Raw genomic sequence first — 24324 nt, forward strand, 5'->3', positions numbered from 1 at the left:
TCAATAGCATTAATGTTAGTTTCATAAGTAGTTAGGGCACACTCATCTTTCAGCCCTTAGTGCTCATATTAAAGTATTACTTTGTTATTTCAACACGGTTTTCTATAACGAGTGAAAGATAGTCTTGCAACGTTAGGTAGTAATATGTCCGGAGTGTTAAATACGGTTGATCAGCGCACAAATTTAGTGGGTGAAAATCGACTTGAGCTTTTGTTGTTCACGTTAAATAGTCGCCAGTTGTTTGCGATTAACGTCTTTAAAGTGAAAGAGGTGATAAAGCTCCCATCGTTGACCAAGCTACCTGGTTCTCACCATAACATTCGAGGTGTTGCTTCATTACGTGGTGAGGCTGTGCCTGTGATTGATTTACGTGCTTCGATCGGTTTCCCACCGCTACGTGGTGAGGCGGAAGAAGAGAACTTAATCATCACGGAATATAATCGTTCGGTACAAGGCTTTTTGGTTGGTTCTGTACGAAATATCATCAATACAGCGTGGACAGAGATTCAACCGCCGCCATTGACTTCTGGTCGTTCTAATTATTTAACAGCAATCACGCAAGTGAAAGACAGCGATACTTCTCAAATTGTAGAAATCATTGATGTAGAAAAGGTGCTAGCAGAAATCGTTCACTACGATGTGATTATCTCTGATGGCATTGTAGACCAAGAACTTGCCCATGCGTTGGTTGGCCGTAATGTTCTGATCGTCGATGATTCTTCTACTGCACGTAATCAGGTGCGAGATACTTTGTCTCAGCTTGGATTGAACATCATCGAATGTCGTGATGGTTTAGAAGCTCTGACTTTGCTTAATCGTTGGTGTGATGAAGGCAAAGACATTGAGAAAGAACTGTTGATGATGATAACAGACGCGGAAATGCCAGAAATGGACGGTTATAGGCTGACGCATGAAGTTCGTTCTGATCCCCGTATGTCGCAGTTGTTTATTACGCTAAATACGTCATTAAGCGGTAGCTTTAATGACGCCATGGTGCAAAAGGTTGGGTGTGACCGTTTTATCTCGAAATTCCAACCTGATCTTTTGGTCCAAGTAGCACAAGAGCGGATGCGTCAAATCGTATAAACGAATATTTCTTATCTTGTGACTAAGTTACCCATAAGTACTGGTGTTGTATGTATTGCAATTCGCTCTGCTTTTTTACCTATTTCCAACAATGAAATAGGTAGGTATATCACGTCACTTTTCACTTATGAGTCTATCTTGACTTATCAATATAGGGTATTTCCGTTTAATGATATGGCTAAAATCTAAACTTATCATGACTTTGCTTTTGTTACTGTATAGGAAATACTCAGCAAGGTTGTGTGTGCAATCAATAAGCTTACCAGCAATCACGTGTGTGACTTCTCCCTCATGCATCTAAGATGCCCTTGACCATCAGTACTTTTGAAGTGAGATAAGCTTGCTTTTGAGCGCGTGCTGTTGCTCTCCATACAACCACATTGATGCTGCCAGTATCGTCTTATAGTGTGAAAAATGTCACGCTCATGGTGCGCTCTAGTACGCGTTTTACTTCCTCTGATGGGGAGTTGACTGGCTCATCACCATTCCGTTTTTTAAGAAAAGGGTGCACTTGCAAGTCTCGGCACAACGGCGCAGCATTCCCTAAGTTTATATTTTGCTAAATGCTTTGCTGCTCGGCAACCACGCCATTAGGAGGGAAGTCGCCACCAAGCAGTGAGTCCAGTTCAGGAAAGCCGGCGCTGCTTAGGAACTGATTGTTGTCCGCTTTGGGTAAATTTGCTTGCCAAACAAGAGGTTGGTTTTTTAAGTGTTGGATGATGTCTCGCATAAATAAATGCCTGTATGTGCAGTATGTTTATGTAATAGAAAGGCGGAAGATTTTTGTGGCGAATAAAACGGAAAAAAGGCAGCGTTTGCTGCCTTTTTAATCGATTTAGTGAGGTTGCGTGAGTCTGTTACTTACTTTGGTTGAGCATCGATACATTGGCCGTTCACGTCCGTGACCGCTGGATCCATCAAGTGAAGGTAAAGCGGCATGATATCCAATGGCGTTTTTAGTGTGTTCGCATCTTCACCTGGGTACGCTTTTTCACGCATACGAGTACGAGTTGCACCAGGGTTAATGGCATTAACGCGCATTGGTGTATCGCTAAGTTCGTCTGCCAATACTTGCATCATGCCTTCTACCGCAAATTTAGAAATCGCATATGGTCCCCAGAAAGCGCGGCCAGAGTGACCCACCGTTGAAGAGGTAAAGATGATACGACCCGCCTCTGATTTACGCATGATAGGCAGTAGTGTCTGGGTCATCAGAACTTCGGCTTTTACGTTGATCTGCATGATGTCGTCGAAATCTTCTTCATTGATTTGCTCAAACGGACACAGCGTGCTGAGTACGCCAGCGTTGTGCAGTAGGCCATCTAAACGACCAAACTGACCTTCAATGGTTTCGGCCATATCGATGTAGTGTTGCTTGGTTGCACCTTTTAGATCGAGAGGGATAATAGCTGGTTGTGGGTAGCCTGCTGATTCAATCTGATCATAGATAGACTCAAGGTTGTTAACGTTTCTGCCAAGTAGAATGACCGTTGCACCGTGTTCGGCGTATGAAAGAGCGGCTTGGCGGCCAATGCCATTGCCTGCGCCAGTAACAAGAATGACTTTACCTTTTAAGGCATCTGCTGAAACGGAGTAGTTCACAGTGTTTAATCCTTATTATTGTATATAGTTCCGATATATAGGTGCTGTACCCAAGTTATTCACGTTGAGATTAGCATCTTGAGGTGACTTGGGTATTAATGCGCCCGTTTCTCGATGGAAAATCTTGGTAATCGTGACAAGATGGTTACAATACACCAATTCATGTGTTATACCAATTCCAGAACGGTTGTCCGGAATGTTATGCGAACCCTATCAATCAGAACAAGAGGTTACACATTTCCCTACCTTTTTATTGATTTTTCTACGTAACATATCGATGCCTATTACTGGTATGAGATAAAGGAGCTCTCATTGGAATTTTTATTAGATTACGGTCTGTTTTTGGCTAAGATTGTCACTGTAGTTGCAGCGGTCATTGTGCTGTTAGTTATTGCTAAATCAGCGGGTGGTAAATCCGGTGCAGCGAAAGGTGAGTTGGAGGTAACGAATCTTTCAGAACGTCACAAAGACGCGATAGAACAGCTAGAGCATCATCTACATGATGAAGCATTCATCAAGGCACGTGACAAAGCGGTAAAAAAAGAAGAAAAAGAAAAGAACAAAGCTCGCGAGAAAGAAATCAAACAAGCGAACAAAGAAGGAGCGCTAGATAGTAAACGCGAACCGCACCTGTTTGTTCTTGATTTCAACGGCAGCATCGATGCAAAAGAAGTGGCATCACTGCGTGAAGAGATCACGGCAGTATTAGCGGTGGCTCGCGAAGGCGATGAAGTATTGCTTCGCCTAGAGTCAGGCGGTGGCATGGTTCATGGCTACGGTTTGGCATCTTCTCAACTTGACCGCATTAAAGCTGCGGGTCTACCACTGACCATTTCTGTCGACAAAGTGGCGGCAAGCGGCGGCTACATGATGGCGTGTGTGGCAGATAAGATTGTGTCTGCGCCATTTGCGATTGTGGGTTCTATCGGCGTTATCGCACAGATCCCTAACTTCAACAAACTGCTGAAAAAGCATGATATTGAGTACGAGCAGTTAACGGCAGGCGAGTACAAACGCACATTGACGATGTTTGGTGAGAACACCGACAAAGCGCGTGATAAATTTAAGCAAGAGTTGGAAGAGACCCATGTCTTGTTCAAAGACTTTATTCGTGAGCGCCGTCCTGAGCTAGAACTTGATAAAGTCGCGACCGGTGAGCACTGGTTTGGTACGCAGGCGAAAGAATTAGGTCTCGTGGACGAAATCAGCACATCTGACGATCTCGTGGTTGCGGCATGCAAAGAGAAGACCGTTCTGTCTATTCACTACGTACAGAAGAAGAAACTAGCAGACAAGTTGGCGGGTGTTGCCGGTAAAGTGGCTGACAGTGTGGTACTGAAGTTGGCTGAGCGCGGACAAAAGCCGATAGTTTAATCGTTTGGAGTGCATTTAAGTTTTAAAACGGCGAGGGTGAAAATTTTCGCCTTTTTATTGGAACTTTCCTCAATAGCGTGAACCCAACGGCGCATGGGGTGTAATGCTTTACACGACATTTTTCCTCGCTCCAGAGGACTAATGCCCGTATAATATGCGCCTCGAAAATCGAGCAAAATGCTGAAAAAAGAAATTATAGGTGGAGAAGAACATGTCCTCTCAAACTCCGGTTGTTACCGTAGATGGACCTAGTGGTGCAGGTAAAGGCACTTTATGTATGTTGCTAGCGAAGAAGTTGGGTTTTCACCTTCTTGATTCTGGCGCAATTTATCGTGTACTTGCACTCGCAGCGATTCACCACGGTGTAGACACTGAGTCAGAAGACGCGCTTGTCCCGCTTGCTACTCACCTAGACGTTCAGTTTGTTGCTGAAGGTGATCTAGTAAAAGTGATTTTAGAAGGCGAAGATGTCTCTGGCGAGCTTCGTAAAGAAGAAACTGGTATGGCGGCGTCTAAAGTGGCAGCACTACCACGCGTTCGTGAGGCGTTGTTACGTCGTCAGCGTGCATTTGAAGCTGCTCCAGGGCTTGTTGCTGATGGTCGTGATATGGGGACCGTTGTATTTACGAAGGCACAAGCGAAAATTTTCCTTGATGCGAGCGCAGAAGAGCGTGCTAATCGTCGCCTTAAACAGTTGCAAGATAAAGGGTTAGATGTTAAATTTGATGACCTTTTAAGCGAGATCCAAGAGCGTGACGATCGAGATCGTAACCGCCCAGTGGCGCCACTACGCCCTGCAGAGGATGCGCTTGTGCTAGATTCTACGTCGATGACTATCGACGAAGTGGTAGAAAAAGCACTACAATATATCGAATCGAAGCTAGCTGAGTAATTACGCTCGGCTAGACTAAGAGCGTTGGTCGCAAGGATGATGACTGGCGAATTTAATAACCCCATGCGGTAGGATACCCGTGGACGTTTAATTTATTGAAGATTAAATAAATGACTGAATCTTTTGCTCAACTCTTTGAAGAGTTTCTAAACGAAACAGAATTCCAACAAGGCAGCATCGTTAAAGGTACTGTAGTAGCTATCGAGAACGGTTACGTTCTTGTTGACGCTGGTCTTAAGTCTGAATCTGCTATCCCTGCTGAACAGTTCAAGAACGCTGCTGGCGAACTTGAAGTTGAAGTTGGTGCTGAAGTAGACGTAGCTCTAGACGCTGTTGAAGATGGTTTCGGTGAAACTCAACTTTCTCGTGAGAAAGCTAAGCGTCACGAAGCTTGGATCGTTCTTGAGAAAGCTTACGAAGAAGCTGAAACTGTTGTTGGTATCATCAACGGTAAAGTTAAAGGCGGTTTCACTGTTGAACTAAACGGTATCCGTGCTTTCCTTCCTGGCTCTCTAGTAGACGTACGTCCAATCCGTGACACTGCTCACCTAGAAAACAAAGAGCTAGAGTTCAAAGTTATCAAACTTGACCAAAAGCGTAACAACGTAGTGGTTTCACGTCGTGCAGTTATCGAATCTGAGAACAGCGTTGAGCGTGACGAGCTTCTAGAAACTCTACAAGAAGGTTCTGAAGTTAAAGGTATCGTTAAGAACCTTACTGACTACGGTGCGTTCGTTGACCTAGGTGGCGTTGACGGTCTTCTACATATCACAGATATGGCTTGGAAGCGCGTTAAGCACCCATCTGAAATCGTTAACGTTGGTGACGAGATCCAAGTTAAAGTTCTTAAGTTTGACCGTGAGCGTACTCGCGTATCACTAGGTCTTAAGCAACTAGGCGAAGATCCATGGGTAGCAATTGCTAAGCGTTACCCAGAAGGTCACAAACTAACTGGTCGCGTAACTAACCTAACTGACTACGGCTGCTTCGTTGAAATCGAAGAAGGCGTTGAAGGTCTAGTTCACGTTTCAGAAATGGATTGGACTAACAAGAACATCCACCCATCTAAAGTTGTTAATGTTGGCGACGAAGTTGAGGTTATGGTTCTTGAAATCGACGAAGAACGTCGTCGTATCTCTCTAGGCCTGAAACAGTGTAAAGCTAACCCATGGCAGTCATTCGCTGAAGCACAAGCTAAAGGCGACAAAGTTACTGGTAAGATCAAGTCTATCACTGACTTCGGTATCTTCATCGGTCTAGAAGGCGGCATCGACGGTCTAGTTCACCTATCTGACATTTCTTGGAATGTTACTGGTGAAGAAGCGGTACGTGAGTACAAGAAAGGCGACGAGATCTCTGCAGTTGTTCTAGCAGTAGACGCTGAGCGTGAGCGTATCTCTCTAGGCGTTAAGCAAATGGAAAACGACCCATTCAATGCTTACGTTGCTGATACTAAGAAAGGTGTTCTAGTTAACGCTACTGTAACTGCTGTTGACGCTAAAGGCGCTACAGTTGAAATCGCAGAAGGCGTTGAAGGCTACATCCGTGTTTCTGAAGTATCTCGCGATCGCGTAGAAGATGCTTCTCTAATCCTAAGCGCTGGTGATGTTGTTGAAGCGAAGTTCACAGGTGTTGACCGTAAGAACCGCGTAATCAACCTATCTATCAAAGCTAAAGATGAAGCGGACGAGCAAGAAGCAATGGCATCTATCAACAAGCAAGACGAAGCTGCTTTTGGTAATGCAATGGCTGACGCTTTCAAAGCTGCTAAAGGCGAATAATTTACTCGCTTAAGCTAAAAAGGAGCCGCAAGGCTCCTTTTTTATGCTTGCGATAACAGAAGTGGTAATACTAATGTCGATAATCTATTTTAAAAAAAGACATTTTTTGATTGCGCACTTTGCATGATTTTTGACTAGAATTGGTAGCAAGTGTTTGTTGGAATTAGTATTACTTACTATAATGAGTGATAAAGATACTCAAAGAGGGCAACTATGACTAAGTCTGAACTGATTGAAAGACTCTGCGCTGAACAAACACATTTATCAGCGAAAGAGGTAGAGGATGCTGTAAAAGATATTTTGGAGCACATGGCCTCTACACTAGAGAGTGGTGATCGCATTGAGATCCGCGGCTTTGGTAGTTTTTCTCTTCATTACCGTGAACCTCGCGTAGGTCGTAATCCAAAAACGGGTGACAAAGTGGAGCTAGAAGGTAAGTTCGTACCTCACTTTAAACCAGGAAAAGAGCTTCGTGAGCGAGTGAATATGGGTGGCTAAAGCTCTCTTATTAGATTAAAAAAGCGGCATACTCTCGTGTATGCCGCTTTTTTATAACTAGATTATTGGTAATATACATGGTCTGAAGAAACATTTTCCTGCATAATCTTACCTACTTACTCCTCAAAGGGTGATGTAATATGAAAATTATAAAAATCATTGCTGTTTTAGCGCTCTTTTTAATTGCACTGGCTTTAGGTTCTCAAAACCAAGAGATCGTGACCTTCAACTACCTGTTAGCACAAGGTGAGTTCCACTTATCAACCCTTTTGGGCGTGGTGTTTGTGGTTGGCTTTGCTTTGGCATGGGTTATCTTCGCTAGCATCCAGTTCAAGACTCAGCTTCAAGTTCGCCGTCTGAAAAAGAAACTTAAAAAGTATGAGCCCGCTGAAGCAGAAAAACCTGCGAAACCAGCAATAGAAAAACAGGCATAAGGATAAGGCTTAACTTTAATGCTTGAACTACTCTTCTTGTTATTGCCGATAGCGGCCGCCTATGGTTGGTACATGGGGCATCGAAGCGCTCAGCAAGACAAGCAGAAGCAATCTCATCAGATATCCCGTCAATACATGACGGGTCTAAATCTGCTCCTATCTGATCAATCAGATAAGGCGGTTGACCATTTTATTGAATTGCTCCAAGTCGATAACGAAACGATAGACACTCACCTAGCGTTAGGTAACCTTTTCCGTTCTCGTGGCGAGGTTGATCGCGCAATTCGAATTCACCAAAATCTTATTTCTCGTTCTGGTTTGACTCTAGATCAGAAAAATCTAGCACTTCAGCAGCTTGCGAAAGACTACATGGCTTCCGGTTTTTTAGATCGAGCAGAAAAAATCTTTGAGCAATTAGTTGAAGAACCCGACCATCGCGAAAGTGCACTTCAACAGCTTGTCACTATCTACCAACAAACGCGTGAGTGGGATAAAGCGATTCACTACGCCAATCAACTGGCCAAAATGGGCAAGAAGCGTACTCGAATCCGTGCCAACATTGCGCATTTCTGGTGTGAACTGGCGATGCTTGACCAAGCGGATGGCAACACCAGTAAAGCGATTCAACACTTCAAGAGAGCACTATCTGAAGACCCAAAATGTGTGCGTGCTAACATCTCTTTAGGAAGGATTTACCTAGAGTCAGAGGACTACAAGCAGACGATTAAGTACCTCTCCGGTGTCTTAGATCAGGATAAAGATTTCATTAGTGATGTATTACCTACTATCGCAGAGTGTTATCACCACTTAGGGCAAGAAGATGAGCTGGTGGAATTCTTGCGTGCATGTATCGACAAAAAAGCCGGTGTGTCTTCCGAGTTAATGTTAGCGCAAATGGTCGCTCATCATGAGAGTGTCGCGGCTGCGCAAGAACTACTGACTAAACAGTTACTGAAAAACCCAACCATGAAAGGTTTTTACCGCTTGATTGATTATCACATTGCTGAAGCAGAAGATGGTCGAGCGAAGGACAGTTTGTCGACGCTACAAGCGATGGTTGGTGAACAATTAAAAGTAAAACCGCATTACCGATGCCGGAAGTGTGGCTTCTCGACTCATTCCCTTTACTGGCATTGCCCATCTTGTAAAGGGTGGGGGACGATCAAGCCAATCCGCGGATTGGACGGCGAATAGTATTAATGCAGCAGGCAGAATTTTTTGTCTGCTGCATTTTTTTAGAACAAAAAGAAAATAGTTAGGAGATGAAATGATCGACCAAAAAGTTATTGTCGCACTGGATTATGATAACCAAGCTGATGCGCTTGCCTTCGTAGATAGAATTGATCCTGCGTCATGTCGCCTAAAAGTAGGCAAGGAAATGTTTACGCTATTTGGTCCTGATTTCGTACGTGAGCTTCATAAACGGGGTTTCTCTGTATTCCTAGACCTTAAGTTTCACGATATCCCGAATACGTGTTCAAAAGCAGTTCGCGCTGCGGCTGAACTGGGTGTATGGATGGTGAACGTGCACGCGAGTGGTGGTGAGCGCATGATGACAGCATCACGTGAAATTCTTGAACCTTACGGCAAAGACCGCCCACTGCTGATTGGTGTGACAGTGCTTACTAGCATGGAGCAGAGTGATCTCGCAGGTGTCGGCTTAAATATTGCGCCTCAAGAGCAAGTCATTCGTCTTGCGACGCTGACTAAAAACTCTGGCCTTGATGGTGTGGTATGTTCAGCGCAAGAGTCTTCTCTACTTAAAAACGAACTAGGCAAAGAGTTCAAATTGGTGACGCCTGGTATCCGTCCAGCAGGCTCAGAGCAAGGTGACCAACGCCGTATCATGACGCCGGTTGATGCAATCCAAGCGGGGTCAGACTACTTGGTTATTGGTCGTCCTATTACGCAGGCTACGGATCCAGCCGCTGTGCTTAAGTCAATCAACGACAGCCTTGCGAACATGTAAAATTCATCAGAGTTAGCTACGAAAGGTGGAGTGGGAACGCTTCACCTTTTTTGTTTTACAGCTGAAAAAAGGACTGAAAATCCTGCGATTGATATTGTATGAGGACACGATGTGGCTGTTGCCACTACGGGGATCACATTTTACTCACATAAATTGTTGTGATACTCGGAAAGTGCAACCATGTGTTATTGATGGGTTGCGTTACAAATGTGTAACGAATACTATGGTGTGGATGCATTCACTGCGTTGTAAGGTCAGGATGACCTAGTGAAACTCTCTGATATTAATACAGAAGCGAATAGGGACTTGCTTTGTATTAGCGCTTATCATTTCCTTTACTGTGCCTTTGCGCAGTCTCTCTGAGATTCACTTGTTGTTGTTCTATTCGCCTTACTACGTAAACACAACAAGGAAGATACAATGATAAAGACTCTGCCATTTGCAGCACTGGCGACATTGGCTGCGACGAGCTTTCAGCTAAATGCGGCTGAGCTGCCTGCAGATATAGAATGGATTTCGAATAATAACGAACCACTATTTGCTTCAGAAGATGCGGTACGAGGTGGGACTTATCGAACGTATATACAGAGCTTTCCCCAAACATTACGTAGCGTCGGGCCTGATGCAAACTCAGGGCTGCGTCAGTATTTAATGGATGGAACGCCAAAGCTTGCTCAACGCCACCCAAATACAGGTAAATGGATCCCTCAGCTTGCAAAAGAATGGGCGTTCGGGGATGACTATAAAACCGTTTACTTTAAGTTAGATGATACCGCTAAATGGTCGGATGGTGAAAAAATCACCGCTGATGATTACGTGTTTATGATGAAGTACTACACCTCTGACGACATTATCGATCCGTGGTACAACGACTTCTTTGAAAACAGCATAGTGAGCGTTGAGAAAATCGACGACTACACTATCAAAGTAAGCTTAGCCGTTGCGCAAAGTAATGACTCGTTGATGGTGATGATCAATATGCCAAGTAATGGTTTTCAACCTCGTCCAGAGCACTTTTTTGAAGGGGAAAAAGACGAAAACAAAGATGGCATGCCTGACAATTTTGTCCGTAAATTTAACTTCAAAGCGGAACCTACGGCAGCGCCTTACTACATAGATAACGTGAAAAAAGGCAAGAGTGTTACCTTTAAGCATGTCGGTGACGATTGGTGGGGATATAACAACCGTTACTATAAAAATCGTTATAATGTAGACAAAGTACGTATTACTGTTATTCGTGACTTAGACATCGCGATGAAGCACTTTGAAAAAGGTAACCTCGATTACTTTGATATGGTATTACCAAACTTTTGGCATGATAAGACCAATAGTGATGTTTACAAAAATGGCTATGTGCAAAAGTATTGGGGGTTTAATCAGTCTCCACAAGGAGCGGGTGGTTTGTGGATGAATACCGCTCAGCCAATGCTGGATAACCTAGAAGTACGTAAGGGCGTGATGCTCGCAACAGACTATGACGGTATGATTGAAAACATCATGCGCGGTGACTACTCACGTAAGCCACATGGTTTAGGCTTTGGTCATGGTGGTTATGATGACCCAAGTAATACGCCGCCTAAGTTTGATGCCGCAACAGCGATTAAGCACTTTGAAAACGCTGGTTTTGATAAAGTAGGTTCGGATGGCATTCGAGTTAACGATAAGGGCGAACGATTAAGCTTTGCAATTACTTACGGTTACAACTCTCATACCCCACGTATTGCCTACCTAAAAGAGCAGGCGAAACTTGCGGGGCTTGAGTTTACGCTTAACCTTGTTGATGGTTCTTCTGCGTTTAAATTCATTCTGGAGAAAAAGCACCAGTTAGCATTCCTCAATATGGGGTCAGGTGAAATCCCTGCTTATTGGGAGTACTTCCATTCTGCTAATGCGAATAAGCCGCAGACAAACGCACATACTAACTACAGCAGCCCTGAGCTGGATAAGCTGATTGAAGCGTACGACAACGAGTTTGAGCTGCAAAAGCGCTACGACTTATCACGTAAGATTCAAAAATACGTAGGCGATGCGAATGTTATTGTCCCAGGTTATATGGTTCCATACACACGTGATGCACACTGGCGTTGGGTGAAAGTGCCAAAAGAGGGTATGACCAAAAATACGGTAAGCATGTTCCATCCAATGGACATCGGTAACTTCTGGATAGATAAAACGGTGAAGAAAGAGACGCAAAAAGCGATGAAGAGTGGCAAAGCCTTCCCTGAAGTGACCGTGGTTGATGAGCGCTACAAGCTTTAGTCACTAAACGCTAAACGTTAAATAATCCAAAGCCCTGACTCATGAGCATGAGTCAGGGCTTTTTCGTTTCTGTCAGGCAATGTGTCGCTATATATTCTTAGCCATTTGGTCAGTTAGCTGATGTATACCCGTTGACAAAGCATCGACTAAGGCATCGTAGCCCTCATCTTGCAAAGGCACTGAGATACTTACAGGGGCTCTCGTTGTTACTTTGCCATCGGCATTGATCACTCGCCATTCACCTTCAAGTTCAGCATTGCCTTGGTAGCTTCCGTTGAATTTGTTGAGTGTCAGTTGTAGCTTGCTCTCGTTGCTTTGAGCGAGCAGGTTATCCACTTCAACGGGCCAATATTGGCTTTGTTTAGCACGCAGTTCATCGATCACGCGTTGAGTAATTTGCTCTGAAATACTGTGCGCCCATAAATTGTTTTTTGCTTGAATGATTTGCATTTCTGAAGTGCGATACACGATGCCACTGTCTGCCAGATAGCTCGCAAGTTCGACGGGATACACAACGAGTTGAGGTCGCTGTGCGATCACGCTATTACTTATCATTACTACATTGGCTTCCGGTAATACATACAAGGCTCCGGTTTCTTCCGGTGCACTGCTACAACCGGCTAGCAGGGCGGAAATCAATAAAAGTCCACGTTTCATTATTTTTGCCCTCTAACTGGGATCGGATCTTTGACGTCATCCTCGCCAAATACCAAAGAGTTTGGCTTTTCATTAAGCTGCTTCAACACTGGTTTGAATTCAGACATGACTTGCTCAAGTTCTTTCAGCGTAGATTCCATTTCACTGTACATGGTTGAGTTGGGGCCGTAGCCATCTAGCGTTTTTTGCAGTTGTTGGAGGCTTTGGCGAATATCTTTCGGAATCTGTTGAGTGTCATTCAAGGTCAGCAATTGGTTTACATTGGCTACCGTTTGCTGGATTGAAGCCAAGGTTTTATCGGTTGTATTCAATGTTGTACTGAGTGAGGAAAGTGCATCTTCTAAAGGTAAGTTGTTTATTTTTTTAAGAAAATCATTGATCTGAATCTGAACCTGAGCAAAGCTGCCGCGTTTAGTCGGAAATACATCAATACCTGAGTATTCACTTGCAGTGTAACTAGATTCATCAGAGTAATAGTCAGCTTCAATGTATAATGCACCAGTCAGCAAGCTGCCAGTTTTTAGCGTGCCGCGCAAGCCCTTGGAAAACTCAGACATTATTTCGCGTTTAAAGTCTTGTAATAAACTTGGATTGAAGTTTTCGTAGATACGTCCTGGCTCAATTCTTACAAGAACGGGAATATTTTTTACGGAAAACTCGTTGTTACTATGTGATAAATCCATCGGGACTTTCATCACCGTACCAATTCTTAAACCACGATATTCTACGGGGGCCTCTGTTTTCAAACCGCGAACGGATTCATCAAACAGCATAACGAAGTCAACGTAATTGCTGTACATGTCTGCACGTACCTGCTTAATATCGTCGTAAAGACGAAAATGCACTAATTCTTTGGTTAAGGGTTTACTGATACTATTTTCAGGAATAATGCTAAAAGTAACCCCCCCTGTTAATATGCTTTCTAAGGAGCCAAATTTTAAGTCGAAACCATTAGCATTAAGCTGTAAATCGACACCGGAATTTAACCAAAACTTTGTCTTAGTTCGAACCAGGTTGTCGTATGGCTGGAGAATAAATAACTGATAATGCGCAAGTTTATCTTTCACGTCGAAGCTGGTTTTTTCTACGCGTCCTACGGTAAAGCCTTTATAAATGACCGGGTCGCCCACGCCGAGTTTTCCCGCCTCGGGATGAGTCAATACCACTCTTAGGCCTTTCGCATCAGGCGGAGCAACAGGAGGCGTATCTAAAATAGTAAATTTTCGTTTCTCTTTGCCGGATTTTCCAGGTTGCAGTTGTATGTAAGCGCCTGAGAGTAGTGTTTCTAATCCGGAAACGCCTTCACGGCCAACCCTTGGTTTAACGACCCAAAATAATGTATCGTCACGTAACATTCGAACTGCGTCACGATCCATCTGCGCCGTGGCAATAATGTGGTCATAATCTTTGCTCAACGTTACTTTGGTAATGGTGCCAACTTTAACGTTCAGCGCTTTAATGTCCGTTTTGCCAACCTCAATCCCTTCAGCGGTTGGAAGCTCTAAGGTAATTTCAGGGCCAGTACTGGTTATATATTGGAATAACATCCACGCCCCCATTGCGAGTGCTAGGATAGGAATAATCCATATCGCAGAAACTTGCTTCTTAGGCTTTATTTGAGCGGTTGCCTGATTATCATCACTCATATTTAGCTTTCTCAGTTAAGTTATTCGTTCGTGGTTTCTGCGTATTATGTTGAGGTAGTTGCCAAAGCAAACGTGAATCAAAAGTCATGGCAGAAAGCATGGTTAAAATGACTACTGCAGCAAATGATAACGCCGCAGGGCCTGGGTAAATCGCCATTAAGTTATGCAGTTGAACTAGCGCAACTAAGATAGCGACAACAAAAATATCGATCATTGACCAACGGCCAATAAACTCGGTCATGCGATAAACTTTAAGGCGCGATATGCTTTCCTCTGGCGGTAAATACTGCGCTTTTTGGGCATTGTAATAGAGCCAAGCTAGCGCCAGCATTTTCGCCATTGGAATAAAAATACTCGCAAAGAAAATCACCATTGCGATGGGATAAGAACCCAGATGCCACAGTAATATTACTCCTTCCATGATGGTTGAACCTACTGACTTGCCCAAGCTGACGGTGTACATCATGGGATACAAATTGGCAGGAATATAGAAAATCACCGAGGCAAACAGCAGCGCCCATGCTTTTTGAAGATTATCACTTGGGTTGTATCTGTGAATCGGGCTTTGGCAACGAATGCACTTTTGGTGCTTTTTATCTTCAATAGGGTTTATTTGGTGGCAAGTATGGCACCCGATGTGGTTGTGGCTGTGGTGAGTGTCCCCTTCTTTGACATTGGCTAATTCAATGACAGGAATGAAGTGCCCCCATAACCAACTCCGGTCTACCATTGAGATGCATTTCACTACGAGTATCGCGTACAAACAGAACGCCCAGAAGGAGTTCCCCATGCCGACTTCGGCCAAGGCAGCGATTTTTACCAAGCTCACTAATACACCAATCAAGAATACATCCACCATCAGCCAAGGCTCGATACGGAAGATAATTCTGCATAGCACTTTCGCCGTACGTTGGCGCTTTCGAGATAATGTGCGTTGGTGTGTTTTCAGTGCTTCTAGATGAAGAAACAGAATAAGGCTGATATAGATGCCGGGCAGGACTAAAACCGTGGCGAGCAAAAGTGCACCGAGTAAAGCATAGTGAAATTCTGCGAGCATTTCTGCTGCATGCATTAAGGTAATCTGTTGCGATAATCCCTGCACGCTAAAAGACATGAATTGGAAAGAAACGCTTAAAACCAGCATAATCAGGCAGGCGATAGATACCGCGATAATGCTCTGATAAGGTTTGGCATTGATCTTGGTTAGCGAGTGCTCGCAGCGAGGGCACTGTGCCTTTTGGCCTTGCTCAATGTCCGGGATACGAACGACTAAGCCGCACTCTTCGCAGGCAATTAATTGACGTGAATTGGGTTGAATGCTCATTCAGTAACTATTTCGGACTTTTATATCTAAGAATACTCCTTTTTTTAAATATGCGCTTGTTTTACATAGCGAGTCTTACAAGCATCTTACTTCTGATGCTTAGAGAGTCGCGTTACATACCAAGGTATCGTGAGGCAGCTTGGGAATATCTTGGCATTTTTTGCTGCTATTAGGCCGTGATACTACCAACAGAAGAACGTCTGACGAGAATCGGCATGAAAAGCTTATGCTCAGGGTGTTTAGGTGCTTGATGATTGGCTAGCAAATTGACCATGGCTTGTTCGCCGCCAGTTTCGTCTGGTTCGCCGTATTCAATATATTCTTCATTTAACAATGCAAGGCGAATGAACTCAAATACCCAAGTTTGAATAGTGGCGATGTATCAAGCTTTTAAAGCAAATAGAACCTAGCTTGAACAAAAAATCCCCAAGCCGAAACTTGGGGATTAAGCACACTGACGTGTTTTGTGTTTATCTCATCAATCGATTATTGAGCTGGTTTGAACGTCACTTTGTAAGCGTATTGATTGTCCGTTAACTGGAATTCCTTGTGTACGCTTGGGCTCCATGAGTCATCACCGCCAACACCCATGTGTTTATGATCTAGGCGTACGTAAATCTTCTCTTCTGCGACCAAATCATTGGTGTGCTTCGCTGCTGCTAAGTGCTGCTGAGCGTACTGGCTCACACTGAACTGGAAGTCGCCTGAGATTTCTAACTCATTCACCTTCAACCATTGCGTTCCGCAACGCAATCCGCTGTCGGTTGGGAAAATGTACGGTGTGTGCATTTGCTCAAGCGTTTGTGTGTGCAGGCCAAAACGTGCCGCTGCCAAACGGTCTGGGTAGTTTTCAAATGGGCCTAAACCTTGCCAAGTGATAGGTGCGTTTTGATCATTCAATGGCAGTTCGAATTCCAAACCAATGCGTGGCATTGGTGGCAGGTCATCAGCCAGTTTCACGTCGACAGCCAACGCCATTTCACCGTTATTGCTTAGCGTGTGCGTCCAAGTCGTGATCGCTCGTACTTCACCATTAAAATGGTAAGCGAAGGTCGAGGTCACCTTTACTGCATGCGCCAGGGTTTCACTGTAGCAAGCGACACATTGACGTTCCCACTGGCCGATACCCGCCATGTCCCAACGACACATCCAAGCGTTTGGATCGACGTTGTCGATTTCGCTGACGCCGATGTCGTTGTCTAATGGTGCACGGAAGAAGTTGTCTTGTGGTGTCGCAAGCATTTGCGCTTTGCCATCGACATGCCACTCGGTCATCAAGCCAGTTTGGCTATCCCAACGCCATTGATGTTTTTCATCCAAGCTAGAAACCAAAATCACGTTGTCTTGTTGCGTTAGCATTGGTGCTGGTTGCGCTTCCAACGCTGGCATAGCAAGGCCTGCTGTATTGCGTAGCGCCATTTGCTCAGAAGCGACTACGTGTTCTGCGTCTGCCCAAGGCGTTGCCGCAATCAGAGTAATGTCGGTATTTAAGTGATATTGCGCCTGCGCTTTTGGCGTGAAGTTAAGGGCGAACTCAATACTTGCTTGGCTATCGGCTTCCACGTTAAGTGCGAACGACCCTGTTTGGATGACTTTGCCATCTTCCAATAGTGACCAGTTCAATTGCTCATTATCAGTAACGCGGAACAAGTTTTCGTTCGTCACCAACAGAGTACAAGCGTCTTTGGTTTGCTCTTGCAGTGATACGGTGATCATGCGTTGGCAGTATTTTGCTTCTTCCAACGTTGGATGAACCGTGCGATCTGGGAAGATCAAACCGTTGATGCAGAACTGACGGTCATTGATTTCATCGCCAAAGTCGCCGCCGTAAGCCCAGAAGTGTTGGCCGTTTTCATCCCATTGGCTCAAGCCTTGGTCCACCCAATCCCAAATAAAGCCACCTTGTAGGCGAGGGTAATCACGGAACGCTTCCCAGTAGTCATTAAAACTACCCAGACTGTTGCCCATCGCGTGTGCGTATTCACACAAAATCAAAGGACGAGTTTCGTTTGGTAGTGACACCCATTTCTTGATTGCCCATTTAGGCACGGCTTCGTCTTCGATGTCGGTATTCACACGTGCGTACATTGGCGCAATGATGTCGGTCGCTGTGGTGTTTGAACCGCCGCCTTCATACTGCACTGGGCGAGAAGGATCGTAGTTTTTAGACCAAGCGTACATGGCATTGTGATTACTGCCGTGACCAGACTCGTTACCTAAAGACCAGATGATGATCGAAGGGTGGTTTTTATCGCGCATCACCATTTGGGTGTAGCGGCTCATGTAAGCGTGCGCCCATTGTGGATCGCTCGATAGGCGGTTCATTGGCTGCATACCGTGAGTTTCGATGTTCGCTTCATCACACACGTACAAACCGTATTGGTCACATAGCTCGTACCAACGAGGGTGGTTCGGGTAGTGCGCGGTACGTACCGCGTTGAAGTTGTATTGCTTCATCAAGCAGATGTCACGGATCATGTCCTCTTCCGTCATCACATGACCTAGCTCTGGGTGGTGTTCGTGACGGTTCACGCCGCGGATCAGCAAAGGCTTACCGTTTAGCTTCAATTGACCATCGGTGATTTCCACTTTACGGAAACCCACAGGGTATGCTTCGCTTTCTAGGTGCGTGCCGTTTTCATCCAACAGTGAAACGACTAAGCGGTAAAGGTTCGGTGTTTCCGCCGTCCATTTGTTTGGCTCACGTACGTGTAGCGTTTGGAATACCACGTCATCCCAAGTACCACGTTCGTCAATGCGGCGGTTGTGTGGACGGTCGATGCGTGGCTCTGTCACAGCTTGTTCGCCATCAAATAGCTGAACTTGAACTTGGAAGTTATCTGGCGCAGAAATAGAGGTCACAATCGACAGTGAACCATCGCGGTAGCATGCGTCTAAATCGGGTGTGATGAATACATCTTCAATGCAGTGTTGTGGTTTAGACAACAAAGTCACATCGCGGAAGATACCACTTAGCCACCACATATCTTGGTCTTCTAGGTAACTGCCATCACACCAACGGATCACCATGACGGCTAAGCTGTTCTCTCCTGCAACAAGGTAAGGCGTTAGGTCGAATTCAGAAGGCAGACGGCTGTCTTGGCTGTAGCCAACCCAAGTACCGTTACACCAGAGGTGGAAAGCCGAGTTCACGCCATCAAAGATGATGCGCTGCGTGTTCGACAAGTCTGCTTCAGAAAGTGACACCGTAGTGCGGTAGCAACCGGTTGGGTTATCGCTAGGGACAAACGGGGGATTCACCTCAAACGGGTACTTCACGTTGGCGTAGATCGGTTTGTCGTAACCTTGCATCTGCCAGTTTGAAGGGACAGTAATCTCGTCCCAGTCTTTGTCATTGAATTGTGACTCGATGAATTCGCCGTCAACTTGCTCTGGCGCATCAAACAGTTTGAATTTCCATTGTCCGTTCAGCGATTGACGTTGGGCTTGAATACCGTCGCGGGCATGGTCAATATAGCGGAAACTGGAAAGAGGGCTGTGAGCCTTAAGACAGTGAATGTTCACTGATTGCGGGTTTTCCCAGTCGCGTCTTTGGATAATTTCTGAAAATGCCTTCATGGTTTTCCTACTTAACTTTTTGTTTCTAATTTTGTTTCGTTACCGTAATAGGTGCAGAAGCGAGCGAGTTTGCATTTCTGTCGTGAAGCGTTCAGGTGTTGTTCTCTGAATTTTTGGCAGCAAAATAAAGGATAATTAAAGGGTTAAAACTCTGCAGTGAGCGGTAGATATTGACGACCGGTGATCACGAATTTCGCACCAAGAGGTGAAAGGGTTTTTATAAACGTCTTTTGTTTCATGAAGTGTCTCCATTTTATTTTTATTTATGGATTTATGCTTTATATGAGCCCTAACTCGCTATGCAGTGTAAATAAACTTTGGAAACGTTTACATGACAAGGTTGGCATTTTTGTCGTAATGAGGGGGGTATTACTATTTTGTGTGATTTAGGTCGCATAAATGGAGGTTTTGAAGGTGGTTTGAGGTTGCTTTTTGTTCTTGCTAGTTGAAATCGTTATCTTTAAATGTAGGAGATTTAAAAAAGAAAACAAAGATTAATCTGTATTATGTTTCTGATTTATAATGTTTTTATTGTGAGTAAGGACAGAGAAGGAAAGAGAGCCCAATTGAAATCAACTGGGCATGTGAGACAAGGAAGTATATACAACAAATGGTTCGCGGGCGCACTGCACACGAGCATTTGCCGCATCGTCAAACTGGGATTTTGAGTTAGGACCCAAGGGAGACACTTCATAAAGAATCTCTAAGCCACAAGAATACGGCGGTCGGTTAACCACTTCAAGAGGAGAGGCTTTCAACTGAGTGATTTGTAGCCTTATTTATTCTTTTGTTGCGGTGAGGTAGTGAGTTGAATAATGGAAAATTCTTAATAAATCAGTTTTTTAATTTTTTACGTGCAGGTGTTAAAGGAGTCAGTAACCAAAGAAAATTAGATTTTATCAACTGATTGGTGCGTAATATAAGCGGGAGTAAGGGTTGGCGATGAGGCATACAATTTAAAAAATAATTTGTAAACGTTCCCATGATTTTGGCGTTGCTCACAGATTCTTTTGTTTTTTCCATTATGATGCTGCGTAATTTCCAGTTCCAAGGTAAGACAAGATGATGGATAAAGCACTGATTGAGCTAGCAGGTCAGCAGACGCAATTGATTGTAGAGTTAGGTGAGTACGCCGAGATCCTACATTGGGGACAAAAAGTCAGTGGTGATCTTGAACGTTACCGTCTAGCTCTGCATCGCCCTGTGCCATACGGACGTCTAGATGCTGACGTATCAATGACTTTGCACCCTGAACTAGGTCGCGGTGTGTTTAGTAGTCCTGGCGTAGAGGGGCACCGAAACGGGCAAGATTGGGCTCCTGTGTTTGTTATCACGGATGTCCAACAGACGAAAGATAGTTTAGTGATCGCAAGCGAAGACATCATTGCAGGTTTACATTTAACGACAGAGCTCAAGCTAGATGCACACGATGTTGTGAAAACTCGCCATACATTGACTAACGTTAAATCGGGCGTTTACCAAGTCAACCGTCTTGCCAACACCTTACCTTTACCCGCTCGTGCAAATGAGTTGATGACTTACTACGGCCGTTGGGTGCACGAATTCCAGACGGTTCGTCAGCCGCTATTGCAAGGCGGTTACCAACAAGAAAACCGCCGCGGACGTACTTCACATGAACATTATCCTGCGCTTGTTGCTGGCACGACTCACTTTGATGAAATGAATGGCGATGTGTGGGGCTTCCATTTCGCATGGAGTGGCAACCACAGATTGCGTGTAGACGTGAAAGCCGATGGTCGCCGTTACATGCAAGCGGAAGTTATATATTTGCCAGGGGAAGTTGCGCTGAACGAGGGGGAAAGTGTAACCACTCCATGGTTGTATGCGAGTCACAGTCATACTGGCCTCAATGGCATGAGCCATCATTTCCATTCGCATGTTCGCGAAACTATTTTACCAAGCGATTTTAAAGACAAGGCTCGCCCGATCCACCTCAATACGTGGGAAGGCATCTACTTCGACCACGATCCAGAATACATCATGTCGATGGCAACCCAGTCGGCGGAGATGGGTGTTGAACGTTTTATCATTGATGATGGTTGGTTCAAAGGGCGCAACGGTGATAAAGCTGGGCTAGGGGATTGGTTCCTATGTGAAACTAAGTATCCACATGGTTTACAGCCGATTGTTGAACACGTGAATAAGCTCGGCATGGAATTCGGTCTGTGGTTCGAGCCAGAGATGATCAACAAAGATTCGGATTTATATCGTGCTCATCCAGAATGGTTGTTGGCAGTTGACGGCTACGAGCAGCCAACAGGTCGAAATCAATATGTGATTAACCTACAAAATGATGATGCGTTTAACTTCCTGTTTGAGCGATTGGATCACTTCTTATCGACTTACAATATCGCCTACATTAAGTGGGATATGAATCGTGAAGTCGTTCAGCCTGCGCATCTTGGTCAGGCGTCTGCGCACAATCAAACCCAACGTTACTATGACTTAGTGGATAAAGTTCGTGATAAACACCCAAATGTCGAGATCGAATCTTGTGCGGCAGGCGGTGGTCGTATTGACTTTGAAGTGCTGAAACGGACTCATCGATTCTGGGCTTCAGATAACAACGACGCACTTGAGCGTCAAACCATTCAACGCGGTATGAGCTACTTCTTCCCGCCAGAAGTGATGGGTAGCCATATTGGTGCGAGTCATTGTCATAGTACACGCCGTCGTCACAGTATCGAGTTCCGAGGGCTTACGGCACTGTTCGGTCATATGGGGATTGAGCTTGACCCAGTGAAAGAAGAACAAGTGGAAAAAGAAGGCTTTGAACGCTACATCAAGCTGCACAAAATGCTGCGTCCATTGCTACACAGCGGCAGAACTTGGCGAATCCCAACCGACGATAAAGCACATCAAATTCATGCGGTGGTTTCTCATGACCAATCGGAAGCGGTGGTGATGATTGCTCAGCTCGCGATGCCAACCAACTCATTGAGTGGTCACTTACGAGTACCGGGGTTAGAGCCAAAGGCGACATACCGAGTGTCTGTGTTAGATAAACCATCGAATTACGGTGACATTGTTAACTACCAACCGCCTTGGACTGAATCAGGCTGTGAACTCTCAGGAGCTTGGTGTGAAGAGATCGGATTAACCATGCCAATTCTTGATGCAGAAAGCGCAATGTTGGTGAAGTTTGAGCGTATCAGTTAACAATTTTCCCTAAACCTCGCGATATTCGAGACCTATCGCTTATCAACCGTAAACGTATGCCGTACAACCTATAAGGTTGTACGGCTTTTTGCGTTGGTTTTAATTGGATATTTGAAATCGTTCTCATGCTTAATGAACGTAAAGTGTTGATAAAAATGCCCAAATAACACGATATCCTCCCATTAATAGGTCTAAATATTGTTCGATGTCTCATTTTGAAAACTTGCCTGTAAACGTTCCCATAAAGCGGTTTTTGATCACAGTAAGGCATTCAGTGTGTGAGTAGCATTAGTATCGAAATATAAATAAAAGACGTCGACGTTATGAATTCTAGTTAGGGGAATGAATAGCAGTACGACACTAAGGAACGATTATGTCTGATAAAATTACGCTACAAACCAAGCTGTCCTACGGTCTTGGCGCACTCGGTAAAGACTTTGCATGTGCACCTATCTACATCTTCTTAATGTTCTACTTCACTGACGTAGCCGGCTTGTCTGCTGCTTTCGTTGGCACCATCTTCTTAGCTGCTCGTGTTATCGATGCCATCACTGACCCAATGATGGGAGTGATCGTTGACAACACGCGCTCAAAATTCGGTAAATTCCGTCCTTGGATTGTGATTGGTACGCTCTTAAACGCAGTAGTGCTGGTTGGCCTTTTCAGTACACACATGTTTGAAGGCACTACGCTTTACATCTACGCAGCGGCGGCATACATCCTATGGGGTCTAACGTACACCATTATGGATATCCCATACTGGTCAATGATTCCTGCGCTATCAAGCTCTCGCCAAGAACGTGAAAAACTTGTGGTATGGCCACGTCTGTTCGCAAGCCTTGCATGGTTCATTACTGGTACTTACGGTCTGCACATTGTGGGCGAGCTAGGTAACGGCAACCAAGGCGACGGTTTCTTCAATGTTGCGATGCTGATTGCGGTTCTGTTTGTGATGAGCGCATTCTTGATTGCTCGTAACGTAAAAGAGAAAGCAGCACCGGCGAATGCGAAACCAGCAGAGAAATTCAACTTCAAAGACGTACTGACTATCATCGGTAAAAATGACCAGCTTAAAGCGCTGATCGGTACCGTTCTGTCTTTCCAAATTGCGAATCTATTAGTTGGTGGCTTTGCGATTTACTACTTCTCTTACGCACTCGGCAACGCAGAACTATTCCCAGTTTATATGGCAGTAGCTGGCGCAGCGGAAGTGGCGGGTGTGTTCTTGTTCCCACGTATTGCTTCATTGCTGCCGCGTAAGCTTCTATGGCCTATCGCTTGTGGTTTCCCAATTTTATCTTGCGTACTTCTGCTATTGATGGGCTTTATCGCTCCTGCAAACGCGCTAATGATTGGTATGGCGGGTGCGGCAATTAAGTTTGGCGTAGGTATCGCGAACGCACTTCAAACAGTAATGCTAGCTGACGTTGTAGACTACGGTGAGCACAAAACAGGCCGCCGCAGTGAGAGTGTTATCTTCTCAGTACAAACGATGCTAGTGAAATTTGCAGGTGCAGCGGGCGGCTTCATCGTGGGTGTGGGTCTATCTGTTGTGGGCTACGTACCAAACGTTGAGCAATCAGCAAGCACCATCATGGGTCTAGAATTTATGATGATTGGTCTACCAGCAATCATGATGACTATCAGTGGCGTGATTTACCAACGTTACTACCATCTTCATGAAGGCTTCAATAAAGAGGAAGCTGAACAAGAAACTCAAGCAGAGAGAGTTCCAGTGCAAGCTTAGGTATGACGCTTTTTACTTAAGTAGTCCCTACCAATTTAGTCACTAAGATAAACGCCTCCAGAGATGGAGGCGTTTTTTATAAGGATAATATTATGAGAACGTGACACCGAAAGAGCTTCAGCGGCTTTAGTGAAATTACCCAGTTGCGCGATCAAAACGAACGAGCGAATGTCAGCAAGGTTATTTTATTGAGCATGTTGAATGACTTGAAGAAAGAGTAACCTTAAGATTATCACTCTTATTTAGTGTTCCTTAAAACAAGAACTCTTGAGCTTTAGTGACGCTCACGTATGATT

The 24324-nt window shown here is 44.8% G+C and carries 16 protein-coding genes and 3 pseudogenes; 11 read left to right on the forward strand and 8 right to left on the reverse strand.

The window, feature by feature from the left end; genetic code table 11:
* Window positions 1–144: 144 nt before the first annotated feature.
* Window positions 145–1086: a chemotaxis protein CheV gene (locus AK965_RS10425; RefSeq protein ID WP_099079550.1), complete on the forward strand. Its 942-nt coding sequence runs from the start codon at window positions 145–147 to the stop codon at window positions 1084–1086.
* A 249-nt stretch (window positions 1087–1335) separates the two neighbouring features.
* On the opposite strand, the pseudogene AK965_RS20680 reads toward AK965_RS10425, so the two are convergent.
* The 3 genes and pseudogenes from AK965_RS20680 to AK965_RS10440 form a co-directional block, all read right to left on the reverse strand.
* Window positions 1336–1507 (reverse strand): annotated as a pseudogene (locus AK965_RS20680) (OB-fold nucleic acid binding domain-containing protein); the annotation flags it as partial.
* 141 nt (window positions 1508–1648) lie between these two features.
* Window positions 1649–1816 (reverse strand): annotated as a pseudogene (locus tag AK965_RS10435) (recombinase RecA); the annotation flags it as partial.
* A gap of 131 nt (window positions 1817–1947) precedes the next feature.
* Window positions 1948–2688 carry a YciK family oxidoreductase gene (locus AK965_RS10440; RefSeq protein ID WP_099079551.1) on the reverse strand — a complete coding sequence of 247 codons (741 nt, stop codon included), beginning with the start codon at window positions 2686–2688 and terminating at the stop codon, window positions 1948–1950.
* 312 nt (window positions 2689–3000) lie between these two features.
* Here AK965_RS10440 and sohB point away from each other — a divergent pair, with 312 nt between their 5' ends.
* From sohB to AK965_RS10480, 8 genes are all read left to right on the forward strand, one after another.
* On the forward strand, window positions 3001–4062 hold the full coding sequence (gene sohB, locus AK965_RS10445) for a protease SohB (protein WP_099079552.1): 1062 nt from the start codon (window positions 3001–3003) through the stop codon (window positions 4060–4062).
* Window positions 4063–4273: 211 nt separating this feature from the next.
* Window positions 4274–4954, forward strand: coding sequence for a (d)CMP kinase (gene cmk, locus AK965_RS10450; protein ID WP_099079553.1), 681 nt, complete (start codon window positions 4274–4276; stop codon window positions 4952–4954).
* 110 nt (window positions 4955–5064) lie between these two features.
* Window positions 5065–6735: a 30S ribosomal protein S1 gene (gene rpsA, locus AK965_RS10455; RefSeq protein ID WP_099079554.1), complete on the forward strand. Its 1671-nt coding sequence runs from the start codon at window positions 5065–5067 to the stop codon at window positions 6733–6735.
* A 213-nt stretch (window positions 6736–6948) separates the two neighbouring features.
* Window positions 6949–7233: an integration host factor subunit beta gene (ihfB, locus tag AK965_RS10460; RefSeq protein ID WP_099079555.1), complete on the forward strand. Its 285-nt coding sequence runs from the start codon at window positions 6949–6951 to the stop codon at window positions 7231–7233.
* 140 nt (window positions 7234–7373) lie between these two features.
* Window positions 7374–7667: a LapA family protein gene (locus tag AK965_RS10465; RefSeq protein ID WP_099079556.1), complete on the forward strand. Its 294-nt coding sequence runs from the start codon at window positions 7374–7376 to the stop codon at window positions 7665–7667.
* An 18-nt stretch (window positions 7668–7685) separates the two neighbouring features.
* Window positions 7686–8861 carry a lipopolysaccharide assembly protein LapB gene (lapB, locus tag AK965_RS10470; RefSeq protein ID WP_099079557.1) on the forward strand — a complete coding sequence of 392 codons (1176 nt, stop codon included), beginning with the start codon at window positions 7686–7688 and terminating at the stop codon, window positions 8859–8861.
* Between the two features lie 73 nt (window positions 8862–8934).
* Window positions 8935–9636 carry an orotidine-5'-phosphate decarboxylase gene (pyrF, locus tag AK965_RS10475; RefSeq protein WP_099079558.1) on the forward strand — a complete coding sequence of 234 codons (702 nt, stop codon included), beginning with the start codon at window positions 8935–8937 and terminating at the stop codon, window positions 9634–9636.
* Window positions 9637–10056: 420 nt separating this feature from the next.
* Window positions 10057–11895 (forward strand): extracellular solute-binding protein, encoded by a 1839-nt coding sequence (locus AK965_RS10480; RefSeq protein WP_099079559.1) that lies wholly within the window; start codon window positions 10057–10059, stop codon window positions 11893–11895.
* Between the two features lie 87 nt (window positions 11896–11982).
* Here AK965_RS10480 and AK965_RS10485 read toward each other — a convergent pair whose 3' ends face one another.
* The 4 genes from AK965_RS10485 to AK965_RS10500 form a co-directional block, all read right to left on the reverse strand.
* Entirely contained in the window at window positions 11983–12552 is a 570-nt protein-coding gene (locus AK965_RS10485; protein WP_099079560.1) for a membrane integrity-associated transporter subunit PqiC, read from the reverse strand.
* Window positions 12552–14198, reverse strand: a complete 1647-nt coding sequence (gene pqiB, locus AK965_RS10490) for an intermembrane transport protein PqiB (RefSeq protein WP_099079561.1) — start codon at window positions 14196–14198, stop codon at window positions 12552–12554. Before pqiB ends, AK965_RS10485 begins: the two co-directional genes overlap by 1 nt.
* The gene (locus tag AK965_RS10495) at window positions 14191–15522 is read right to left on the reverse strand and encodes a paraquat-inducible protein A (protein ID WP_099079562.1); all 1332 of its coding nucleotides are present in this window, start codon (window positions 15520–15522) and stop codon (window positions 14191–14193) included. Before AK965_RS10495 ends, pqiB begins: the two co-directional genes overlap by 8 nt.
* A 486-nt stretch (window positions 15523–16008) precedes the next feature.
* Window positions 16009–19101 (reverse strand): beta-galactosidase, encoded by a 3093-nt coding sequence (locus AK965_RS10500; protein ID WP_099079563.1) that lies wholly within the window; start codon window positions 19099–19101, stop codon window positions 16009–16011.
* Window positions 19102–20163: 1062 nt separating this feature from the next.
* Between AK965_RS10500 and AK965_RS10505 the strand changes: the two genes are divergently transcribed.
* Window positions 20164–22281: an alpha-galactosidase gene (locus AK965_RS10505; RefSeq protein WP_099079564.1), complete on the forward strand. Its 2118-nt coding sequence runs from the start codon at window positions 20164–20166 to the stop codon at window positions 22279–22281.
* Between the two features lie 373 nt (window positions 22282–22654).
* Complete coding sequence (gene melB / locus AK965_RS10510; RefSeq protein WP_099079565.1) at window positions 22655–24028, forward strand: melibiose:sodium transporter MelB; 1374 nt, start codon at window positions 22655–22657, stop codon at window positions 24026–24028.
* Window positions 24029–24120: 92 nt separating this feature from the next.
* Here the strand turns inward: melB and AK965_RS20255 are convergent.
* Window positions 24121–24198, reverse strand: a pseudogene (locus AK965_RS20255) (LysR family transcriptional regulator); the annotation flags it as partial.
* Window positions 24199–24324 lie beyond the last annotated feature (126 nt).

It is taken from the genome of Vibrio sp. PID17_43 (genome assembly GCF_002608565.1).
GTDB lineage: Bacteria > Pseudomonadota > Gammaproteobacteria > Enterobacterales > Vibrionaceae > Vibrio.